A 19,396-nucleotide genomic window follows, 5' to 3' on the forward strand; every position below is an offset into this window, starting at 1 on the left:
TCCGCACCATGCACCACGCCGCGCTGCTGCCGCCCGCCTACCCGCCGTCGATCGGCGAGGGCCGGCTGCTGACGGAAGAGGAACTCGCCGCGTCGCTCGCGCACACGATGCGCGATTGGGACGGCCGGCAAGACCTGTGGCTGTTCGGCTATGGGTCGCTGATCTGGAACCCCGGGCTGCCGACGGTCGCCGCCGTGCGCGGCAAGGTGCACGGCTATCACCGCGGGCTCTATTTGTGGTCGCGCGTGAACCGCGGCACGCCCGAGCATCCGGGCCTCGTGCTCGCGCTCGATCGCGGCGGCTCCTGCGCGGGCATCGCATTCCGGATCGCGGGCCCGACCGCCCAGCCGCATCTCGAGACGCTGTGGAAACGCGAAATGCCGATGGGCTCGTACCGGCCCGCTTGGCTGCCGTGCTCGCTCGAGACCGGCGAACGCGTGCAGGCGCTCGCGTTCGTGATGCGCCGCGACGCGCCCACCTACACGGGCAAGCTGCCCGACCCCGTCGTGAAGGCGGTGTTCGACAGCGCGGCGGGCCGCTACGGCACGACGCTCGATTACGTGAGCCGCACCGTCGACGCGCTGCGCGCGAGCGGCATCCCCGATCGCGCGCTGGAAGCGCTGCTCTCGCGATGCCGGTGACGCGCCGCACGCCGGTCCGCGCCGGGCGAGCGCGCCGCCGCGCCCCTGCATTCGAACCAGGATGGCCACGATGAAACCGTCAACCAGATCGCGCTGCATCGTCGCCGCGCTGCTGATCGCCGCGAGCGTCGCGGTGTCGGGCTGCGGAATGTTCGGCTGCGGCGGCGCCGCGACCAACGGCGCGGCCGCGGGCGGCTGCTCGGCCGGCATGCGCTTCTGACGCGGCGCCGGCGGGGCCGGCGCGACGAAATGCCGCCGCGCGGGCCTCGGGCCTCGGGCCTCGGGCCTCGGGCCGCTCCCGCTCCCGCTCCCGCCCGGGTATTTTTGCCTTCGCTGCGCTGCCGGCCCTTTCTGAGATAGGATGGACCCGAAGCAGGGCCGCCGTGCCGCGCGCGGTCGAGTCCCGGCCGACGCGCGGGCCGCCCGGCCTGGCCGGACGGCCGGTGACACGGCCGCGCCATGCCCTTGGTGTATCCTTCCCTACTCCGTGACCGCGCGCCCCGGCATGATCCGGGCGCACCACCATGAACGATTCGTATCCCAGTCGTAAGCCAATCGACAAACCGCAAGAAAAGCGCTCGCTGCTCGAGCGCCTGACCGACTTCATCTCGCCCGAGCCGGAATCCCGGACGGAACTGCTGGAAATCCTCCAGGATGCGCACGAACGCAACCTGATCGACGCCGATTCGCTGTCGATGATCGAGGGGGTGTTCCAGGTGTCCGACCTGTGTGCGCGCGACATCATGGTGCCGCGTGCGCAGATGGACGCGATCAACATCACCGACAAGCCCGAAGATTTCATCCCGTTCGTCCTCGAGAAGGCGCACTCGCGCTATCCGGTGTTCGAGGAGAACCGCGACAACGTGATCGGCGTGCTGCTCGCGAAGGATCTGCTGCGCTTTTACGCCGAGGAAGAATTCGACGTGCGCGGCATGCTGCGCCCGGCGGTGTTCATCCCCGAATCGAAGCGCCTGAACGTACTGCTGCACGACTTCCGCGTGAACCGCAATCATCTGGCGATCGTCGTCGACGAATACGGCGGCGTCGCGGGCCTGATCACGATCGAGGACGTGCTCGAGCAGATCGTAGGCGACATCGAGGACGAATACGACTTCGACGAAGAGGCCGGCAACATCATCTCGGCGCCCGACGGCCGCTACCGCGTGCGTGCGCTCACCGAGATCGAACAGTTCAACGAGACCTTCGGCACCGACTTCCCGGACGACGAGGTCGACACGATCGGCGGGCTGATCACCCATCATTTCGGCCGCGTGCCGCATCGCGGCGAGAAGCTGCAGCTCGGCAACCTCGTGTTCGAGATCCAGCGCGGCGATGCGCGGCAGGTCCACGTGCTGCTGGTGCGCCGCAACCCGCTCGCGAGCCGGCGCGCCGAAACCTCGCACGACGACTGACCTGACCGGCCGCGCCGGCCGCGCCTTCCTCAACCGCTCGCCCTCTTTCGCTTCACATGGACGATCCGATCCCGTCCCGCCCGGCTGGCGGCCTCCTCGCGCCTGCCCCCGGGCGCGCGCTGCCGCGCTGGCACTATCCGGCCGCGCTGCTCGCCGGCGCGGCCAATACGCTCAGCTTCGCGCCGACGCCGCACGGCGGCTGGCTGCAGCTCGCCGTATTCGTCTGGTTCTTCGCGCAGCTCACGCGCACGTCGAGCTGGCGCGGCGCCGCGCTCACCGGCGGCGCATTCGGGTTCGGCAACTTCATCAGCGGCATCTGGTGGCTGTACATCAGCATGCACGTGTACGGCGAGATGGCCGCGCCGCTCGCGGGCGGCGCGCTGGTGCTGTTCGCGCTGTACCTGTCGCTGTACCCGGCGTTTTCGGCCGCGTTGTGGTCGTTTTGCGCGGGCCACGCATGGCATCGCCGCGCGCCCGACCCGCGGCCGTTCGCGCCGACGTGGCACGGCGCGTTCGCGTTCGCGAGCGCATGGGCGCTCGGCGAATGGCTGCGCGGCACCGTGTTCACCGGCTTTCCGTGGCTCGCGAGCGGCTATGCACAGGTCGACGGGCCGCTCGCCGGGTTCGCGCCGGTCGTCGGCGTGTACGGGATCGCATGGGTGCTCGCGCTGTTCGCCGCGCTGGCCGTGCAGGCGCTCGTCGCCGCGCGCCGGCCGCGCACCGCCGAGCTTGGTGCTCCCGGCGCTGCACGCGCGCCCGCGATCCGGGCGGCCGCGCCGGCCGTGCTGGCGGTCGCGCTGGCGGCGCTCGGCATCGGGCTGTCGCAGGCGAGCTGGACCGTGCCCGCGAACGCGCCGCTCACGGTGCGGCTGCTGCAGGGCAACGTGAAGCAGGACATCAAGTTCGAGCAGGAAGGCATCGACGCGGCGATCAAGATGTACACGCAGATGATCGTCGAGAAGCCGGCCGACCTGATCGTCACGCCGGAAACCGCGATCGCGGTGATGATCCAGGAGCTGCCCGAGCCGTTCGCCGTCGCGATCCGCAAGTTCAGCGACACGACGGGCTCGGCCGTGCTGTTCGGCGCGGTCGGCACATCGGTGACGCCGGACGGCCATTACGTCGACTACACGAACAGCCTGTATGGCGTGACGCCGCATTCGCGAGACATTTACCACTACGACAAGCACCATCTGGTCCCGTTCGGCGAGTTCATTCCGTGGGGCTTCCGCTGGTTCGTCAACCTGATGAAGATGCCGCTCGGCGACTTCGCGCGCGGCGCACCGGTGCAGAAGCCGTTCCTCGTTCACAACCAGCCGGTGATGGCCGATATCTGCTACGAGGACTTGTTCGGCGAGGAGATCGCCGCGACGATCCGCGACAACCCGCAGCCGCCCGGCGTGCTCGTCAACGTGACGAACCTCGCGTGGTTCGGCGACACCATCGCGCTCGACCAGCATCTGCAGATCGCCCGCATGCGCGCGCTCGAAACCGGCCGGCCGATGCTGCGCTCGACCAATACCGGGATGACGGCCGCGATCGACGCACGCGGCCGCGTGCTCGGCCAGCTCAAGCCATACACGATCGGCTCGCTCGACGTGCGGATCGAAGGCACCAGCGGCTTCACGCCGTACGTGACGAGCGGCAACGCCGTCGTGCTCGCCGTGTCGCTGATGCTGCTCGCGTTCGGCTTCACGTTCGGGCCGGGGCTGCGCCGCCGCGAGCGGGCGATGCGCGACGGCGGCGGCGACGTGTGAGCGGGGGGTGGTCGTTCGAGCGGGCCGGCCGCTCGGACCGGCCGATCCATCCGAGCCCTCAGGCCAGTCGTTCAGGCTGATCGCTCAGGCCAGCCGCCAATGCGAGCCGCTACCCCCAGCGGCTGCCAGCCCCTCAACCCCGCCCAGCCGCGAGCCCACGCAAATCGCGCGCGAGCGCGTCCATCACCGGCGCCCACGCACCGAACGTCGGCTGCCGGTAGAGCGTCGCGCTCGGATACCAAGGGCTGTCGGTGCGATCGAGCAGCCACGGCCAGTGCGGATTCACGTCGAGCGCGACCCAGGTGCGCGCGCCGAGCGCGCCCGACAGATGCGCAACCGACGTGCACACCGTGATCACCAGATCGAGCGCGCCGATGAACGCCGCCGTGTCGTCGAAACTCTTCAGCTCGACGGTAAAGTCCTCGATCGCGAAACCGGCCGCGCGCGCCGCGGCGACATCGGCATCCGCGCCCGGCTGCAGCGAATAAAACGCGACGCCGTCGATGCTGCCGAACGCGTCGGCATAGCGCGCGAGCCCGACGCGCCGGAACGGGTTGCGCTGGTGCCCCGCACTGCCCGTCCACACCAGCCCGACCTTCAGCCGCCGCTCGCCCGCGAGCCGCGCGCGCCACGCGTCGCGCGCATGTGGCTCCGCATGCAGGTACGGCACCGACGCGCCGAGCGTCGACGTCTCCATCCCGAGCATCAACGGCAGGCCGATCAGCGGCACCTCGTAATCGAACGGCGGCAGCGTGTCGACACCGCCGCCGGCGCTGAACGCGTCCACGTGCGCGCCGAGGCTGCGCTGCATCAGCGTGCCGAGCTGCGGAAACGTGTTCCACACGAGCCGGCCGCCTTCGCGGTGCGCGCGCTCGGCGAGCGGCGCGACGAAGCGCGCGAACTGCAGCACGTCGCCGAGCCCCTGCTCGCCCCAGACGAGCAAGGTCTTGCCGGCGAGCGGCTCGCCCTGCCAGCGCGGGCCCGGCAGCGCCGGGCGGCGGCCGCGCAGCTCGCCGGCGCCGTCCCAGCGCGCCTCGTGGCCGCGCCAGCCGGCCGCGTAATTGCCGCGCACGAGCTGGATGATCGCGAGGTTGAAACGGAACGATGCGTCGTCGGGCGCGAGCTCGCACGCACGCGTCGCGTAGCGCTCGGCGTCGTCCCAGCGCTGCGCCTCCTTCATCGCCATCGCGATGTTGTTCAGCGCGAGCGCGTTGTCGGGCGCGATCTCCGCGAGCCGCGCCGCGGATGCGAGCGCGCCGTCGAGGTCGAGCGCCGCGAGCCGCGCGACGACCAGGTTGATCCACGCCTGCACGTCGTACGGATCGGCCTCGACGGCCGCGTCGAGCAGCGCGATTTCCTCGTTGCGATCGCCGCCCGACAGCCGCAGCGCGATCGCGAGGTTGTTGCGCAGCGACGGCCAGCGCGGATCGAGCGCATAGGCCGCGCGGTACGGCGCGACCGCGTCCGCGTGACGGCCGGCCATCTGCAGCGCGTAGCCGTGGTTGAACAGCGCCGCGACACCGGGATGCACGCGCGCCGCGCATTCGGCCAGCGCGAGCGCGTCGGCGATGCGCTGCCGCGCGACGAGCGTCGTGGTCAGCTGCGCGAGCGCCGCGCTATCGGCTGCGTGCAGCTGGCCGGCCGCGGCCAGCCACAGTGCGTGCACATCGGCATCGCCGCGCGCACGCGCGTCGGCGGCGTGGCCGAGCAGCGCGAGCAGCGGCGGCATCAGCGGAATCAGGAGTTCGTTCGAGTCTTGCATGCGATCGGGATAGGCGAGCGGTCCTGCGGCGAGCGCCGCAATACGCGCATCTTAACGCCCGCAAGACGTCGCGTAGCGGCGCGCAACGCCGCGCGGAAGCCGGCGCGGCATGCGCGTCGCGACACCGCACGACCGCGCGCGCCGCGCGTGTCGACACGCCGCGCCCGGCGCGCCGGAACCCCGCCGGCAGCGCATCGGCAGCGCATCGGCGGCGTTCCGGCCGCATCCGCTCGCCGATCCGGTAAAATTGCACGTTTCAGCACACTAACAAGCCGCGCCGCCGCGCGAGCCGACCCTCCGGGCGTTGCCCGGAGCGCCGCCCGCAACGGAGCGCCAGCGCCACGAAGGCTCTTCATGCTTACGTTTCAGCAAATCATCCTGACGCTGCAGTCCTACTGGGACAAGCAGGGTTGCGCTCTGCTCCAGCCCATCGACATGGAAGTCGGCGCGGGCACGTCGCACGTCCACACGTTCCTGCGCGCGGTCGGCCCCGAGCCGTGGCGCGCCGCCTACGTGCAGCCGTCGCGCCGCCCGAAGGACGGCCGCTACGGCGAGAACCCGAACCGCCTGCAGCATTACTACCAGTACCAGGTCGTGCTGAAGCCGGCGCCGGAAAACATCCTCGATCTCTACCTCGGCTCGCTGGAAGCGCTCGGCTTCGACCTGCAGCAGAACGACGTCCGCTTCGTCGAGGACGACTGGGAGAACCCGACGCTCGGCGCGTGGGGCCTCGGCTGGGAAGTGTGGCTGAACGGGATGGAAGTCACGCAGTTCACGTATTTCCAGCAGGTCGGCGGCCTCGACTGCAAGCCGGTGCTCGGCGAGATCACCTACGGCCTCGAACGCCTCGCGATGTACCTGCAGAAGGTCGAGAACGTGTACGACCTCGTGTGGACCGAATGGGAGGAGCAAGGCCCGAACGGCCCCGAGCTGCGCCGCCTGTCGTACGGCGACGTGTACCACCAGAACGAGGTCGAGCAGTCGACCTACAACTTCGAGCACGCGAACGTCGATCTGCTGTTCACGTTCTTCAACAGCTACGAAGCGGAAGCGAAGAAGATGATCGACGCGCAGCTCGCGCTGCCCGCGTACGAGCTCGTGCTGAAGGCCGGCCACACGTTCAACCTGCTCGACGCGCGCGGCGCGATTTCGGTCACCGAACGTGCGGCGTACATCGGCCGTATCCGCGCGCTGTCGCGTCTCGTCGCGCAGGCTTACTACGACTCGCGCGAGAAGCTCGGCTTCCCGATGCTCGGCAATCCGCCGGGCGTGCCGGGCCTCACCACCGACGCCCAGGACGCCGCGCAGCCGGCATGGGCGCCGCCGCTGAAGGTCGAACGCAAGATCGATCAGGACTGACGAGACGAGACTCATTCAAGACATGACGCATAACCATCCCGCCCCCCTGCTCGTCGAACTGCTAACCGAAGAGCTGCCGCCGAAGGCCCTCGCGCGCCTCGGCGACGCATTCGCCGAAGGTCTCGCGCAACGCCTCGCGGCGCGCGACCTCGTCGAAGGCGAACTCGTGTTCGAACGCTACGCGACGCCGCGCCGCCTCGCGGTGGTCGTGCAGAACGTGCGCGCCGTCGCGCCGGACCGGCAGGTCCGCGAAAAAGTGCTGCCCGTGTCGGTCGCGCTCGACGCCGAAGGCAAGCCGACCGCCCCGCTCGCGAAGAAGCTCGCGGCCCTCGGCCACCCGGACCTGACGATCGCCGAGCTCGAGCGCGCGCACGACGGCAAGGCCGAGGCGTTCTTCGTCAACTACTCGGCGGCCGGCGCGACGCTCGCCGACGGCCTGCAGGCCGCGCTCGACGAAACGCTCGAGAAGCTGCCGATCCCGAAAGTCATGACCTATCAGCGCCCGGACGGCACGGACGTCAAGTTCGTGCGCCCGGTGCATCGCCTGACCGTGCTGCACGACGATCGCGTCGTGCCGGTGGCCGCGTTCGGCGTCGACGCCGGCGACACCACGCTCGGCCATCGCTTCCTGTCCGACGGCCTCGTCGCGATCCAGCATGCGCGCGCGTATGCGGACACGCTGCGCGACAAGGGCCGCGTGATCGCGCATTTCGCCGATCGCCGCGAGACGATCCGCACGCAACTGAACGAGCACGCGAACGGCGACACGGTCGTGATGCCCGACTCGCTGCTCGACGAAGTGGCGTCGCTGGTCGAATGGCCGGTCGTCTATCCGTGCCGCTTCGAGGACGAATTCCTGCAGGTGCCGCAGGAATGCCTGATCCTCACGATGCAGACGAACCAGAAGTACTTCGCGCTGACCGATATCGCCGGCAAGCTGCGCTCGCGTTTCCTGATCGTGTCGAACATCGAGACGAAGACGCCCGGTGAAATCATCGAAGGCAACGAGCGCGTCGTGCGCCCGCGCCTGGCCGACGCGAAGTTCTTCTTCGAGCAGGACAAGAAGAAGCCGCTCGCCGAGCGCGTCCCGCTGCTCGCGAACGTCGTCTATCACAACAAGCTCGGCTCGGCGCTCGCGCGCGTCGAGCGCCTCGAGGCGCTGGCCGGCGAGATCGCGCCCGCGATCGGCGCGGACGTCGCGCATGCGAAGCGTGCCGCGCGCCTCGCGAAGGCCGACTTGCTGACCGACATGGTCGGCGAGTTCCCGGAGCTGCAGGGCACGATGGGCACCTACTACGCGCGCCACGACGGCGAGCCCGACGACGTCGCGCTCGCGTGCGCGGAGCACTACCAGCCGCGCTTCTCGGGCGACGCGCTGCCGACCACGCCGGTGTCCACCGCCGTCGCGCTGGCCGACAAGCTCGAGACGATCGTCGGCATCTGGGGCATCGGCCTCGCGCCGACCGGCGAGAAGGACCCGTTCGCGCTGCGCCGCCACGCGCTCGGCGTGCTGCGCCTGCTGCTCGAGAAGCAGCTGCCGCTCGATCTCGTGTCGCTGCTGCGCACCGCGCATGCGCGCTTCGAGCAGGTGCCGGGCGTCGCCGAAGCGACGGACGCGATCTTCGCGTTCTTCATGGACCGCCTGCGCGGCCTGCTGCGCGAACGCGGCTACACGGCTGGCGAAGTCGACGCGGTGCTGAGCCTGAATCCGACGCGCGTCGACGATCTCGTCGCGCGCCTCGACGCGGTGCGCGAATTCACGCGCCTCGCGGAAGCCGAAGCGCTCGCGGCCGCCAACAAGCGGATCTCGAACATCCTGAAGAAGTCGGAAGGCGGCGTGAACGGCGCGGTCCAGCCGGCGCTGCTCGTCGAGGCCGCGGAGAAGGCGCTGCACGAGCAGCTCGCCGCGGTCACGCCGCACGTGCAGTCGCAGCTCGACGCGCGGGCGTACACGGGCGCGTTGTCGGCGCTCGCCGCGCTGCGCGCGCCCGTCGACACGTTCTTCAACGACGTGATGGTCAACGCGGAAGATCCGGCGCTGCGCGCGAACCGTCTCGCGCTGCTGTTCGCGCTGCATCAGCAGATGAACTGCGTCGCCGACATCTCGAAGCTCGCCGCTTAAGGCCCGACGATGCCGACCAGCCCCAACCGCAAGCTCGTCGTCCTCGACCGGGACGGCGTGATCAACGTCGATTCGGATGCGTTCATCAAGACGCCCGACGAGTGGGTCGCGCTGCCCGGCAGCCTCGAAGCGATCGCGCGGCTCAATCACGCGGGCTACCGCGTGGTGGTCGCGACCAACCAGTCCGGCATCGGCCGCGGGCTGTTCGACATGGCCACGCTCAACGCGATGCATCTGAAGATGCATCGCGCGGCGGCCGCGGTCGGCGCACGCATCGACGCGGTGTTCTTCTGCCCGCATACGGCCGAGGATCAGTGCGACTGCCGCAAGCCGAAGCCCGGCATGATGCAGATGATCGCCGAGCGCTTCGAGATCGATCCCGGTCATACGCCGGCAGTCGGCGATTCGCTGCGCGATCTGCAGGCCGGCGTCGCGTCCGGCTTCCGGCCGCACCTGGTGCTGACCGGCAAGGGCAAGAAGACGCTCGCCGCCGGCAACCTGCCGGCCGGCACGAAGGTCCACGACGATCTGCGCGCGTTCGCGCTCGACTTCCTTTCACACGAACACGAGTGATGCGGCGGCCGCGCGCATCCTCCCTACTGTCAGACCCACGCCGATGCGCTTCGTCCGCTCCCTGCTGCTGCTGATCTACTTCATCCTGTACACGGTGCCGTACGCGACCGCGTGCTTCATCGCCTTTCCGTTCATGCGCCCCGACGCCCGCTACTGGATGGCGGCCGGCTGGTGCAAGTCGACGCTGTGGGTCGTGCGCTGGCTGAACGGCATCCGCTACCGGATCGAAGGGATGGAGAACCTGCCCGACGGGCCGGCCGTGCTGCTGTCGAAGCACCAGTCCGCGTGGGAAACGCTCGCGTTTCCGGCGCTGATGCCGAAGCCGCTCTGCTACGTGTTCAAGCGCGAGCTGCTGTACGTGCCGTTCTTCGGCTGGGCGCTCGGGCTGCTGCACATGGTCAACATCAACCGCAAGGAAGGCAAGAACGCGTTCGTGTCGGTGATCCGCCAGGGCAAGAAGCGCCTGTCCGAAGGCGCGTGGATGATCATGTTTCCGGAAGGCACGCGCACGCCGGTCGGCAAGCAGGGCAAGTACAAGACGGGCGGCGCGCGCTTCGCGATCGAGACCGGCACGCCGGTCGTGCCGATCGCGCACAACGCGGGTCGCGTGTGGCCGCGCAACTCGTTCACGAAATTTCCGGGCGTCGTCACGGTGTCGATCGGCAAACCGATTCCGGTCGAAGGCAAGACGCCCGACGTATTGAACTCGCAGGTCGAAGCCTGGATCGAAGCGGAAATGCGCCGCATCGATCCCGATGCCTATCGGCAGGCGGGCAATGCCGGCACGCGCGATGCCGCGCGCGTCTGACTCCCGCGGACTGCAGCCGTTGCGTACGACGAAACGAAGCGAACTGATGAAGAAGCGTCCGCGGCCACGGCCTGCCGTCGTGGCCCTCGATCATCGCCAGATGGACCTGCCGCTGTTCGACGGGCCGGCAGCCGCGTCGCCCGCGCCGGCTACACCTGCCACGCCCGCTCCCGCCGCCGCACCGCCGGCCACGCCCGCGGCCGGCGCGCCTGCCGCGCCGCTCGATCCGGGGCCTGCGCGCGATCGCTCGCGCGTGCGCACGTTCGCGATCGACAGCCGCGTGCTCGAATATCGGCTCAAGCGCTCGGCGCGCCGCACGATCGGCTTCACGATCGACGGCAGCGGCCTGTCGATCACCGCGCCGCGCTGGGTCACGCTCACCGACATCGAAGCGGCGATCGCCGAAAAGCAGCGCTGGATCTTCGCGAAGCTCGCCGAGTGGAAGACCCGCACCGAACAGCGGGCGCTGCCGCAGATCGACTGGCGCGACGGCGCGCAACTCCCGTATCTCGGCAAGACGGTGACGATCGCGCTCGGCGCGAGCGCCGTCGCCTTCGATACCGACACGCTGCGGCTGTCGCTGCCGCTGCCCGCTCAGGCCGACATGCAGCAGATCAAGGATCGCGTGCAGGGCTGGCTGCAAGGCGAAGCGAAGCGGATCTTCGGCGAGCGCCTCGCCGTCTATGCGCAAAGGCTCGGCGTCACGTATTCGACCTACGCGCTGTCGTCGGCTGCGACGCGCTGGGGCAGCTGCTCGAGCGACGGCAGGATCCGGCTGAACTGGCGGCTGATCCACTTCCCGATGTCGATCATCGACTACGTCGTCGCGCACGAGCTGTCGCATCTGCGCGAAATGAACCACAGCCCGGCGTTCTGGCAGACCGTCGAATCGATCTTCCCCGAATTCCGCGAAGCACGGCACACGCTCAAGCATCATCCGCCCGAGCTGCTGCCGTCGCTGTAACGCCGAGCTTCGCACCGCGAAGCGAAACGGGCGATGCGCATCCTGCGGCATCGCCCGTTTTTCATTGCGCGGCGCGCCGTGTGCGCCGCGACGCGCACCGCGCTCAGTGCGCCTTCTTCTGGATGAACTCGATCTTGTAGCCGTCCGGATCCTCGACGAACGCGATCACGGTCGTGCCGTGCTTCATCGGGCCCGCTTCGCGCGTGACCTTGCCGCCCTGCGCCTTGATCTTCTCGCAAGCCGCGTACGCATCGTCGACTTCCACCGCAAGATGGCCGAAGCCGTTGCCGAGATCGTAGGACGGCGTATCCCAGTTGTGGGTCAACTCGAGCACGGTGCCCGTGCTTTCCGCTTCGTAGCCGACGAACGCGAGCGTGAACCGGCCTTCCGGATAATCGTCGCGACGCAGCAGCTTCATGCCGAGCAATTCGGTGTAGAACTTGATCGAGCGGTCGAGATCGCCGACTCGCAGCATCGTATGCAGCAAACGCATCTGTGTACTCCTGTGGGGACTTTCCGGAACAGGAAATTCTACCGGAGACGGGTGAATCCCGCCGGAGGTGGAGGCGCGGGGTTGGGGGTGGTTTGCGGGCGGTGCTGTCACGGTTCCGGGGCGATCGGGCGGGATGTTGGGCGGCGTTCGGACGTGCTTGAGACCATCACCCGACCGCCTGCGCCCACGCGCGGACCGGCACCGCTCCGCCGGAGGCTCGCCGGCAAGTCCATCGATCGGGTAACATCGTCGCACGTCGCACCAAACGTGGGCATCCGCCCGCCGCCGGCCCGCGCCGCCTCTTCCCATTCAGCCACATTGCCCGCCGTGCGAAATCGCCAACTCGTTCGCCAACAACGCGCCGTCTGCCCGTCTCGTTCGCTGCCCGTCCTGCGTCACGCCGGCGAGGTCCGCCGATGAGCGCGCTCGCCGCATCGCCGACGCGCGGCGCGCTGGACGCACGCGCGGTCGGCGTGATGCTGCTGTGCGCGATCTGGGGCTTCCAGCAAGTCGCCATCAAGAGCACCAACGCCGCGATTGCGCCGATGTTCCAGGCCGGGCTGCGCTCGGTGATCGCCGCGCTGCTGCTATGGGGCTGGGCACGCTCGCGCGGCACGCCGTTGTTCCGCGCGGACGGCACGCTCGGGCCCGGCATCGCGGCCGGCGCGCTATTCGCCGGCGAGTTCGTTTGTGTGTTCTTCGGGCTGACGCTGACGAGCGCGTCGCACATGGCGATCTTCCTGTACACCGCGCCGTGCTTCACGGCCCTCGGCCTGCATCTGTTCGCGCCCGGCGAGCGGCTGCAGCGGATACAGTGGGCCGGCGTCGGCCTCGCGTTCGCCGGCATCGCGCTCGCGTTCGCGGACGGCTTCCTGAAACCGCGCGCGCCAGGCGCGTCGGTGCTCGCGGGGCTGGCCGGCGATGCACTCGGCATTCTCGGCGGCGCGATGTGGGCCGCGACGACGGTCGTCGTGCGCTCGACGTCGCTCGCCCGCGTCAGCGCCAGCAAGACGCTGTTCTACCAGCTCGCGGTGTCGGCTGCCGTGCTGCTCGCGCTCGCCGCGCTGCTCGGCCAGATCTCGTTCGCGCGCGTCACACCGCTCGCGCTCGCGAGCCTCGCGTATCAGTCGGTGATCGTCGCGTTCGTCAGCTATCTGTCGTGGTTCTGGCTGCTGACCCGCTACAGCGCGTCGCGGCTGTCGGTGTTCACGTTCCTGTCGCCGCTGTTCGGCGTCGCGTTCGGCGTGCTGCTGCTCGGCGAATCGGTCGGCTGGCGCTTCATGTCGGCCGCGGCGCTCGTGCTGACGGGCATCGCGCTGGTCAACGCACCGGCGCGTCGGCGCGCGTAGCGGGGCTTGGCGGCGAGCCGGAGGGGTCAAAGGCGCTGATCGCGCCGGTCGCGACGAAGGCGAAGGCGGAGGCGGAGGCGACGACCAAGACCAAGACCAAGACTGGGACCACGACTGGGACTGGGACTGGAACGGTAGCTCAGCCGCATGCGTCATCGCATCCGCAGCCTCAACAGTAGCCGCGACCACACCCGCCACCCCATCTGCATCCGCCAACGCCGCAGCCAGCACGCCGCATCCGCCCCAAAAACAAAAAGGCCACCCTCAAAGGAAGCCTTCCGAACCCCGAACCCGCGCACGGTCGCCCGTGCGCTTGCGTCACTGCGCGACGTTGCGCGTGCGGGCAAGCGCCTGCGCGACCCCGACATATTCGGCCACGCTCACGTCCTCAGCGCGCCGCGCGAGATCGAAGCCGAGCGCGTCGAAATCGATCGTGTCGCGATACGCGCCGAGCGTGTTGCGCAGCATCTTGCGGCGCTGCGAGAAAGCGGCCGTGACGAGTTCGCCGAGCAGCACCGGATCGACGTCCGGCAGTTCGTGCGGTGCGTACGGAATCATCCGCACGATCGCCGAATCGACCTTCGGCGGCGGCTGGAACGATTCCGGCGGCACGTCGAGCATCTTGTCCATCACGTAGCGGTACTGCAGCATCACCGACAACCGCGAGAACGCCTTCGTGCCCGGCTCCGCGACCATCCGCTCGACCACTTCGTTCTGCAGCATGAAATGCTGGTCGATCACGACAGGCGCGAACGTCATCAGATGGAACAGCAGCGGGCTCGAAATGTTGTACGGCAGGTTGCCGACGATTCGCAGCGACGGCGCGTCGCCCGGCGCCGCGAGCGAGCCGAAGTCGAACGCGAGCGCATCGCCCGCGTGCAGTTCGAGCAGCGCGCCGAAGCGCTGCTGCAAGCGCCCGATCAGGTCGCGGTCGAGCTCGACTGCGTGCAGCGGCGACTCCGGCGTGGCGACGCGCGCGATCAGCGGCTCGGTCAGCGCGCCGAGGCCCGGGCCGATCTCGACCATCCGCTGGCCGCGCACGGGGCCGATCGTCGCGACGATCGAGTCGATCACACCGTGATCGACGAGGAAGTTCTGCCCGAAGCGCTTGCGCGCGAAGTGGCCTTGGTGCTGTCTGCTGTTCGACATCGACTGAGAAAAACCAAAAATGCGACGAATGAGGTGGAACTGCGCGCGTCAGGATGCGCGGCGATGGCGCGCCATCGTGACGGCCGTGTCGAGCGCCGCGACCATGCTGCCCGGATCGGCGCGGCCGGTGCCGGCCAGATCCAGAGCGGTGCCATGATCGACCGACGTGCGGATGATCGGCAGCCCGAGCGTGACGTTGATGCCCTCGCCGAAGGTCGCATACTTCAGCACGGGCAGGCCCTGATCGTGGAACATCGCCAGCACGCAATCGGCGCCGGCCAGATAGCGCGGCTGGAACAGCGTGTCGGCCGGATACGGGCCGCGCGCATCGATGCCGCGCTCGCTCGCGCGGGCCAGCGCCGGCGCGATCACGTCGATCTCCTCGCGGCCGAGATAGCCGTTCTCCCCGGCGTGCGGGTTCAGCCCCGTCACGAGGATGCGCGGCGCCGCGAGGCCGAAGTCGCGCCGCAGGTCGCGATCGATGATCGCGAGCGTGTCGACGAGCCCGTCGATCGTCAGCGCGGCCGACACGTCCTTCAGCGGCAGATGCGTGGTCGCGAGCGCGACGCGCAGCGGCCGCTCGCCGGTGCCGGCCAGCATCATCACGACGCGCGGCGTGTGCGTGCGTTCGGCCAGGTATTCGGTATGGCCGGTGAACGGTACGCCGGCATCGTTGATGGTGCTCTTTTGCAGCGGGGCCGTGACGATCGCGTCGTAGCGGCCGGCCAGCGCGCCGTCGATCGCCGCGTCGAGCAGCGCGAGCACGTAGCGGCCGTTGGCCGCGTCCAGCGTGCCCGCGTGCGCGGGCGCCGCGAGCGGATGATGTTGCACCGACACCGGGCCGCCCGCGAGCACCGCACGGTCGGCGCCGACGGCCGCCGCGCGTGCGTCGAGCAGCGCGGCGTCGCCGAGCACGGTGAACTGCGCGTCCGGCCAGCGCCGCGCGGCATCCTGCAACGCCTGCACGGTCAGCTCAGGGCCGACGCCTGCGGGCTCGCCAGTCGTGATCGCGATCTGCAACGCGGCTGCCGTCATCTGAAGCTCGCTCAGTTCGCCGGCCCGACGCCGTCGATCTTGTACTGCACGTACGACGAGTCGCGCAGCTCGCGCAGCCAGTCGGCATATGCCTGCTCGGCCTTGCGCTGGCCGATCGCCTGGCGGGCGATGTCCATCTGCTGCTGCACCGACCCTTCGGCCTCGCGCCGGTCGATCACCTGGATCAGGTGATAGCCGTACTCGGTGCGCACCGGCTGGCTGATCTGGCCGTCCTGCAGGTTGTTCATCGCGCGCTCGAATTCCGGCACGGTCTCGCCCGGGCTGATCCAGCCGAGATCGCCGCCCTGCGACGCCGACCCGTCCTGCGAGTAAGTGCGCGCGAACTTCGCGAAATCGCCGCCGGCCTCGACCTGCTTGCGGATGTCGAGCAGCTGCTGGCGCGCCTGGTTTTCCGACTTGCCTTCGCCGACGCGCAGCAGGATGTGGCGCACGTGCGTCTGCACGATCTTCGGCGCCGCGGCGCTCGCGCCCTGGCTCTGGCGGCGATCGACCAGCCGGATGATCTCGAAGCCGTCCGGCACGCGGATCAGCGTCGGATTGACCTGGCCGGGACGCAGCTTCGACGCGGCCGCGACGACGTCAGGCGGCAGCGTGCTCGGCGCCTTGAAGCCGAGGTCGCCGCCCTTCTTCGCGTCGTTCGCTTCCGAATTGTTGCGTGCGAGCTTCTCGAAATCGGCGCCCGACGTCGCTTGCTGCAGCAGCGCCTCGGCCTTCTTCTGCGCGGCTTCGATGTCGGCCTGCGGCGCGTTGGTGGGCGCCTTGATGAAGATGTGCTGGAAGCGCAGATCCTGCTGCTGCGACGCGTTCGGCCCGCGCTGGCTCGCGATGTAGTTCGCGACCTCGGCGTCCGACACGGTGATCTTGCCGTCGACCTCGCGCTCGCGCAGCTTCGACAGCATCAGCTCGGTGCGCGCATCGCTCGTGAAGACGCTCCACGGCACGCCTTGCGCCTCCAGGCGCGCGCGATACTGGTCGAGCGTCATGCCGTTCGCCTGTGCGAGGCGCTGCAGCGTGGACTGCACGGTGGCGTCGTCGATGCGGATGCCGTCGTCCTTCGCCTTCTGCACCTGGATGCGCTCGAGCACCATCTGGTTCAGCACCTGCGCACGCAACTGTTCGGCCGGCGGCACGGGCGCGTTCTGCTGCTGCAGCCGGCGCGCGATCAGGCCGACCCGCTGGTCGAGTTCGCGGCCCGTGATCACGTCGTTGTTGACGACCGCGACGACTTCGTCGGTCAGTTGCGCGCCTTGCGAACCGAGCGCCTGCGCCGCGGCCGGCGCAGCGGCGAGCAGCGCGGCGGACGCGGCGAGGCTGGACACGACTGCCGCGAAACGAAGGGTTTTCTTCATTGCCACTGATACTCCATTGAAAGCGTGCTGACCGGTGCGGACAAGCCGGCGTTACTCGTAGTTGCTGAAGCGGGACATCGGCGGCGGCGCGGACGGCAGCGGCTGGTAGCCCGGCACGCCGGCGCGGAAGGCGGCGACGAGCCCGTTGTCGATGCTCGACAGCCCCTTCAACGTGAGCTGCATCATGAAGCGCGTCGACGAGTTCTGCTGCCCCGACGTGTTCACGCCGTTCGCGTACCGCTGGATCCCGACGCCGAGCGCCCAGCAATCCGCGTCGTATTGTAAGCCGAGCAGACCGTCGACGACCCGATCGGCGGCCAGGTCGTAGTTGAAGCGACCGACCGCATACAGGCGCCGCGTGAGCGGCCATTGCGCGGACACCAGGAACTGGTTGATCGGCTGGTTGTCGAGCGTCGTGTTCGAGCGCGTATAGCGGTAGCCGACGTTGATCACGCGGCGCTCGCCCGGGCTGAAGCCGAAACCGATGCTCGACTTCACGAGCTGGTTGTTGTTCTGGTTGTACTGGAACGCCGTCTCCGACATGAAGCCGGAGCCGAGCTTCAGCGCCGCGCCGACGATCAGGTCGGAATGGCGCGCCAGCACGCCGCTCTGGTTCGAGTTCAGCGCCACGCGCTGATTCGCGAAGTAGTACTGCTGCGCGACCACGAAGCGCGCGCGCTCGTCGCCGGTACGCGGATCGATGAAGCGCGAGGTCAGGCCGGCCGTGATCCGGTTCGCGTCCGCGATCCGGTCGTTGCCGACGAACGTGTTCGGCTGGTAGATCTCCGCGAGCCCGAAATCCGACTCGGCGGTATCGAACAGCGGCGCGTTCGACTGGTCGCGATACGGCGTGTAGACGTAGTACAGGCGCGGCTCGAGCGTCTGGATGAAGTCCTGGCCGAACAGATGGACCGAGCGGTCGAAGATCAGGCCCGAGTCGAAGCTCACGGTCGGGATCGACTCGGTGAAGTGCTTCGGGCTGTTCGGCGTGCTCGACGACAGATGGTTCAGGTCGTACGACGCGAGGTGGTACTGGACCTTCGGCACGACGAAGTAGCCGGGCCCGTACACGCCGTAGGCGATGTACGGATTGAAGACGATCCGGTCGCCTTCGGTCGAATCGGCGGTCGTGATGCGAAAGCGCGAATAGTCGGCTTCCGCGCCGAAGTCGAAGCCGCCGATGTTGTACTTCGTGTACTTCACGTTCAACTGCGGCTCGCGGCTGTACGGCGAGATCGACGGCGGCAGCGTCTGCCAGTGCTGGTAGCGCGCGAGCACCGACCACGGACCCTTGTTGTACGTGATGCCGGCTTCCTGCTGGTACAGCGTCTGCGTCCCGTTGATGAACTGGTTCATCGACCCAAGGTCTTCGGGATAGGTATTGTCCGAGACCTTGTTGTAGTAGACGTAGCCGGCGAAACCGCTGCCGAAGTTCTGCTGGTGCTGCCAGTAGATCGCGTAGCGGTTGCGGTGCGCGAGGCGGTCGTCCGGCAGGTAGTTGGCCGTGAACGTGCCCGAGTACGACGGCGACAGATAGCGGAACGTCGCTTCCGTCTGCACGCCGCGCCGCGAGATGATGCGCGGCGTGATCGTCAGGTCGCGGTTCGGCGCGATGTTGAAGTAGTACGGCAGCGACAGCTCGAACCCGTTGTTCGAGTTCATCGAGAAGGTCGGCGGCAGCAGGCCGCTGCGCCGGTCGCCCGACAGCGGGAACGTGAGCCACGGGCTCGCGAAGATCGGCACGCCCTGGAAGAACAGCACGCCGTTGCGCGCGGTGCCTTCGTCGGCGCCCGTATCGAAGTCGAAGCGGCTGCCCTTGATGTACCACGCGGGATCGGTCGCGCACTGGCATGCGGTGTAGGTGCCGTTCACGAACACCGAGCGCTCGCTGTCGAGCAGGTCGACGCGCTCCGCGCTGCCCGAGCCGCCCGTCACGTTGAAGTGGTACTTCGGCGCCGTCATGAAGCCCTGGTTCGCCTCGACCTTCAGATGCGCCTCGGGGCCAGCGAACGACGTGCCGCCGTTGATCACCCTCACCTGGCCGTACGCGTCGGCCATGTCGGTGTCCTGATCGTAGTGGATCGCGTCGGCCTTCACGACCGCGTCGCCGCGGCGCAGCTCGGCCGAGCCCTTCGCGGCCAGATCCTGCTCGGCCGTGCCGCTCGTGTGGTCGGCGATCACGAAGGCGGCCGGCTTCGCGCCGTCCTTCAGCGGGTGATCCTCGAGCTGCGGGGCGAGGCGCAGGTCCCACGGCGAGCCGAGCGGCTGCGGTTGCGCGGCCGCGCCCGACAACTGCGCGTACGACACGGCCGGCACGAGGCCGGGCACGGCCAGGAGCGCGAGCGCGAGCCGCCTTTTGCGCGGCGCCCCGTCACCGGGGAAGACATTCGGGAATAGCGGTTTGGGCGGCATCTATCGTTTGGCGAATCGCCCCTTGTCAACCGTCGCTGCACGGCACCGCCGCGCTCGGCGGGCCGCACCGTCGCACCGCGACTGCGGCTGAGCGCAAACCGGGAAGGCGAGCGGGCGGACGGCGCGACAGGCAACTGGCCGGTGCGGCGGAAGCTGACGCGGGGCGCGTCAAAAAAGTCGTGGGGTATTA

General features: G+C 69.0%; 16 protein-coding genes. 10 read left to right on the forward strand and 6 right to left on the reverse strand.

Features of this window, described 5'->3' with window-relative positions:
- Positions 1-8 precede the first annotated feature (8 nt).
- The 4 genes from MYA_RS11955 to lnt all read left to right on the forward strand — a co-directional run bounded on the left by MYA_RS11955 (position 9) and on the right by lnt (position 3,810).
- Positions 9-641, forward strand: coding sequence for a gamma-glutamylcyclotransferase (locus MYA_RS11955; RefSeq protein ID WP_011885961.1), 633 nt, complete (start codon positions 9-11; stop codon positions 639-641).
- A 70-nt stretch (positions 642-711) separates the two neighbouring features.
- On the forward strand, positions 712-861 hold the full coding sequence (locus MYA_RS31930) for a hypothetical protein (RefSeq protein ID WP_164716012.1): 150 nt from the start codon (positions 712-714) through the stop codon (positions 859-861).
- A gap of 304 nt (positions 862-1,165) precedes the next feature.
- Complete coding sequence (locus MYA_RS11960) at positions 1,166-2,053, forward strand: HlyC/CorC family transporter (RefSeq protein ID WP_011885962.1); 888 nt, start codon at positions 1,166-1,168, stop codon at positions 2,051-2,053.
- A 56-nt stretch (positions 2,054-2,109) separates the two neighbouring features.
- A complete protein-coding gene (gene lnt / locus MYA_RS11965; RefSeq protein ID WP_014723601.1) occupies positions 2,110-3,810 on the forward strand; it encodes an apolipoprotein N-acyltransferase in 1,701 nt (566 codons plus the stop codon).
- 133 nt (positions 3,811-3,943) lie between these two features.
- Here the strand turns inward: lnt and MYA_RS11970 are convergent, their stop codons facing one another.
- Positions 3,944-5,572 (reverse strand): tetratricopeptide repeat protein, encoded by a 1,629-nt coding sequence (locus tag MYA_RS11970; RefSeq protein ID WP_014723602.1) that lies wholly within the window; start codon positions 5,570-5,572, stop codon positions 3,944-3,946.
- Positions 5,573-5,926: 354 nt separating this feature from the next.
- Between MYA_RS11970 and glyQ the strand changes: the two genes are divergently transcribed.
- From glyQ to MYA_RS11995, 5 genes are read left to right on the forward strand one after another with little or no spacing between them, the layout of a single operon-like run.
- A complete protein-coding gene (glyQ, locus tag MYA_RS11975) occupies positions 5,927-6,931 on the forward strand; it encodes a glycine--tRNA ligase subunit alpha (protein WP_011885965.1) in 1,005 nt (334 codons plus the stop codon).
- A 22-nt stretch (positions 6,932-6,953) separates the two neighbouring features.
- Positions 6,954-9,053: a glycine--tRNA ligase subunit beta gene (glyS, locus tag MYA_RS11980; RefSeq protein ID WP_014723603.1), complete on the forward strand. Its 2,100-nt coding sequence runs from the start codon at positions 6,954-6,956 to the stop codon at positions 9,051-9,053.
- A gap of 9 nt (positions 9,054-9,062) precedes the next feature.
- Positions 9,063-9,626, forward strand: a complete 564-nt coding sequence (gene gmhB, locus MYA_RS11985) for a D-glycero-beta-D-manno-heptose 1,7-bisphosphate 7-phosphatase (RefSeq protein ID WP_011885967.1) — start codon at positions 9,063-9,065, stop codon at positions 9,624-9,626.
- 43 nt (positions 9,627-9,669) lie between these two features.
- Positions 9,670-10,434, forward strand: a complete 765-nt coding sequence (locus MYA_RS11990; RefSeq protein ID WP_011885968.1) for a lysophospholipid acyltransferase family protein — start codon at positions 9,670-9,672, stop codon at positions 10,432-10,434.
- A gap of 46 nt (positions 10,435-10,480) precedes the next feature.
- Positions 10,481-11,398, forward strand: a complete 918-nt coding sequence (locus tag MYA_RS11995) for a M48 family metallopeptidase (RefSeq protein WP_011885969.1) — start codon at positions 10,481-10,483, stop codon at positions 11,396-11,398.
- 103 nt (positions 11,399-11,501) lie between these two features.
- On the opposite strand, the gene gloA is transcribed toward MYA_RS11995, so the two are convergent.
- Positions 11,502-11,891, reverse strand: coding sequence for a lactoylglutathione lyase (gloA, locus tag MYA_RS12000; protein WP_011885970.1), 390 nt, complete (start codon positions 11,889-11,891; stop codon positions 11,502-11,504).
- Between the two features lie 416 nt (positions 11,892-12,307).
- On the opposite strand from gloA, the gene MYA_RS12005 reads away from it, so the two are divergent.
- Complete coding sequence (locus tag MYA_RS12005; protein ID WP_014723604.1) at positions 12,308-13,240, forward strand: DMT family transporter; 933 nt, start codon at positions 12,308-12,310, stop codon at positions 13,238-13,240.
- A 318-nt stretch (positions 13,241-13,558) separates the two neighbouring features.
- On the opposite strand, the gene rsmA is transcribed toward MYA_RS12005, so the two are convergent.
- Genes rsmA through MYA_RS12025 form a run of 4 tightly spaced genes read right to left on the reverse strand, consistent with a single transcriptional unit; the run spans position 13,559 to position 19,206 of the window.
- The gene (gene rsmA / locus MYA_RS12010) at positions 13,559-14,389 is read right to left on the reverse strand and encodes a 16S rRNA (adenine(1518)-N(6)/adenine(1519)-N(6))-dimethyltransferase RsmA (protein ID WP_014723605.1); all 831 of its coding nucleotides are present in this window, start codon (positions 14,387-14,389) and stop codon (positions 13,559-13,561) included.
- 48 nt (positions 14,390-14,437) lie between these two features.
- On the reverse strand, positions 14,438-15,424 hold the full coding sequence (gene pdxA / locus MYA_RS12015) for a 4-hydroxythreonine-4-phosphate dehydrogenase PdxA (protein ID WP_011885973.1): 987 nt from the start codon (positions 15,422-15,424) through the stop codon (positions 14,438-14,440).
- Positions 15,425-15,435: 11 nt separating this feature from the next.
- A complete protein-coding gene (locus MYA_RS12020; RefSeq protein ID WP_011885974.1) occupies positions 15,436-16,794 on the reverse strand; it encodes a peptidylprolyl isomerase in 1,359 nt (452 codons plus the stop codon).
- A gap of 51 nt (positions 16,795-16,845) precedes the next feature.
- The gene (locus tag MYA_RS12025; RefSeq protein ID WP_014723607.1) at positions 16,846-19,206 is read right to left on the reverse strand and encodes an LPS-assembly protein LptD; all 2,361 of its coding nucleotides are present in this window, start codon (positions 19,204-19,206) and stop codon (positions 16,846-16,848) included.
- Positions 19,207-19,396: the final 190 nt, after the last annotated feature.

This window comes from Burkholderia sp. KJ006 (genome assembly GCF_000262695.1).
Lineage (GTDB): Bacteria > Pseudomonadota > Gammaproteobacteria > Burkholderiales > Burkholderiaceae > Burkholderia > Burkholderia vietnamiensis.

What these genes read in the sequence shown, in the direction of transcription:
- rsmA (WP_014723605.1), bottom strand. Translation starts at nt 14,389, where the DNA reads ATGTCGAACAGCAGACAGCACCAAGGCCACTTCGCGCGCAAGCGCTTC.
- MYA_RS12025 (WP_014723607.1), bottom strand. Translation starts at nt 19,206, where the DNA reads ATGCCGCCCAAACCGCTATTCCCGAATGTCTTCCCCGGTGACGGGGCG.
- lnt (WP_014723601.1), top strand. Translation starts at nt 2,110, where the DNA reads ATGGACGATCCGATCCCGTCCCGCCCGGCTGGCGGCCTCCTCGCGCCT.
- MYA_RS11955 (WP_011885961.1), top strand. Translation starts at nt 9, where the DNA reads ATGCACCACGCCGCGCTGCTGCCGCCCGCCTACCCGCCGTCGATCGGC.
- gloA (WP_011885970.1), bottom strand. Translation starts at nt 11,891, where the DNA reads ATGCGTTTGCTGCATACGATGCTGCGAGTCGGCGATCTCGACCGCTCG.
- MYA_RS11995 (WP_011885969.1), top strand. Translation starts at nt 10,481, where the DNA reads ATGAAGAAGCGTCCGCGGCCACGGCCTGCCGTCGTGGCCCTCGATCAT.
- MYA_RS12020 (WP_011885974.1), bottom strand. Translation starts at nt 16,794, where the DNA reads ATGAAGAAAACCCTTCGTTTCGCGGCAGTCGTGTCCAGCCTCGCCGCG.
- MYA_RS11960 (WP_011885962.1), top strand. Translation starts at nt 1,166, where the DNA reads ATGAACGATTCGTATCCCAGTCGTAAGCCAATCGACAAACCGCAAGAA.
- pdxA (WP_011885973.1), bottom strand. Translation starts at nt 15,424, where the DNA reads ATGACGGCAGCCGCGTTGCAGATCGCGATCACGACTGGCGAGCCCGCA.
- glyS (WP_014723603.1), top strand. Translation starts at nt 6,954, where the DNA reads ATGACGCATAACCATCCCGCCCCCCTGCTCGTCGAACTGCTAACCGAA.
- glyQ (WP_011885965.1), top strand. Translation starts at nt 5,927, where the DNA reads ATGCTTACGTTTCAGCAAATCATCCTGACGCTGCAGTCCTACTGGGAC.
- MYA_RS11990 (WP_011885968.1), top strand. Translation starts at nt 9,670, where the DNA reads ATGCGCTTCGTCCGCTCCCTGCTGCTGCTGATCTACTTCATCCTGTAC.
- MYA_RS11970 (WP_014723602.1), bottom strand. Translation starts at nt 5,572, where the DNA reads ATGCAAGACTCGAACGAACTCCTGATTCCGCTGATGCCGCCGCTGCTC.
- MYA_RS12005 (WP_014723604.1), top strand. Translation starts at nt 12,308, where the DNA reads ATGAGCGCGCTCGCCGCATCGCCGACGCGCGGCGCGCTGGACGCACGC.
- MYA_RS31930 (WP_164716012.1), top strand. Translation starts at nt 712, where the DNA reads ATGAAACCGTCAACCAGATCGCGCTGCATCGTCGCCGCGCTGCTGATC.
- gmhB (WP_011885967.1), top strand. Translation starts at nt 9,063, where the DNA reads ATGCCGACCAGCCCCAACCGCAAGCTCGTCGTCCTCGACCGGGACGGC.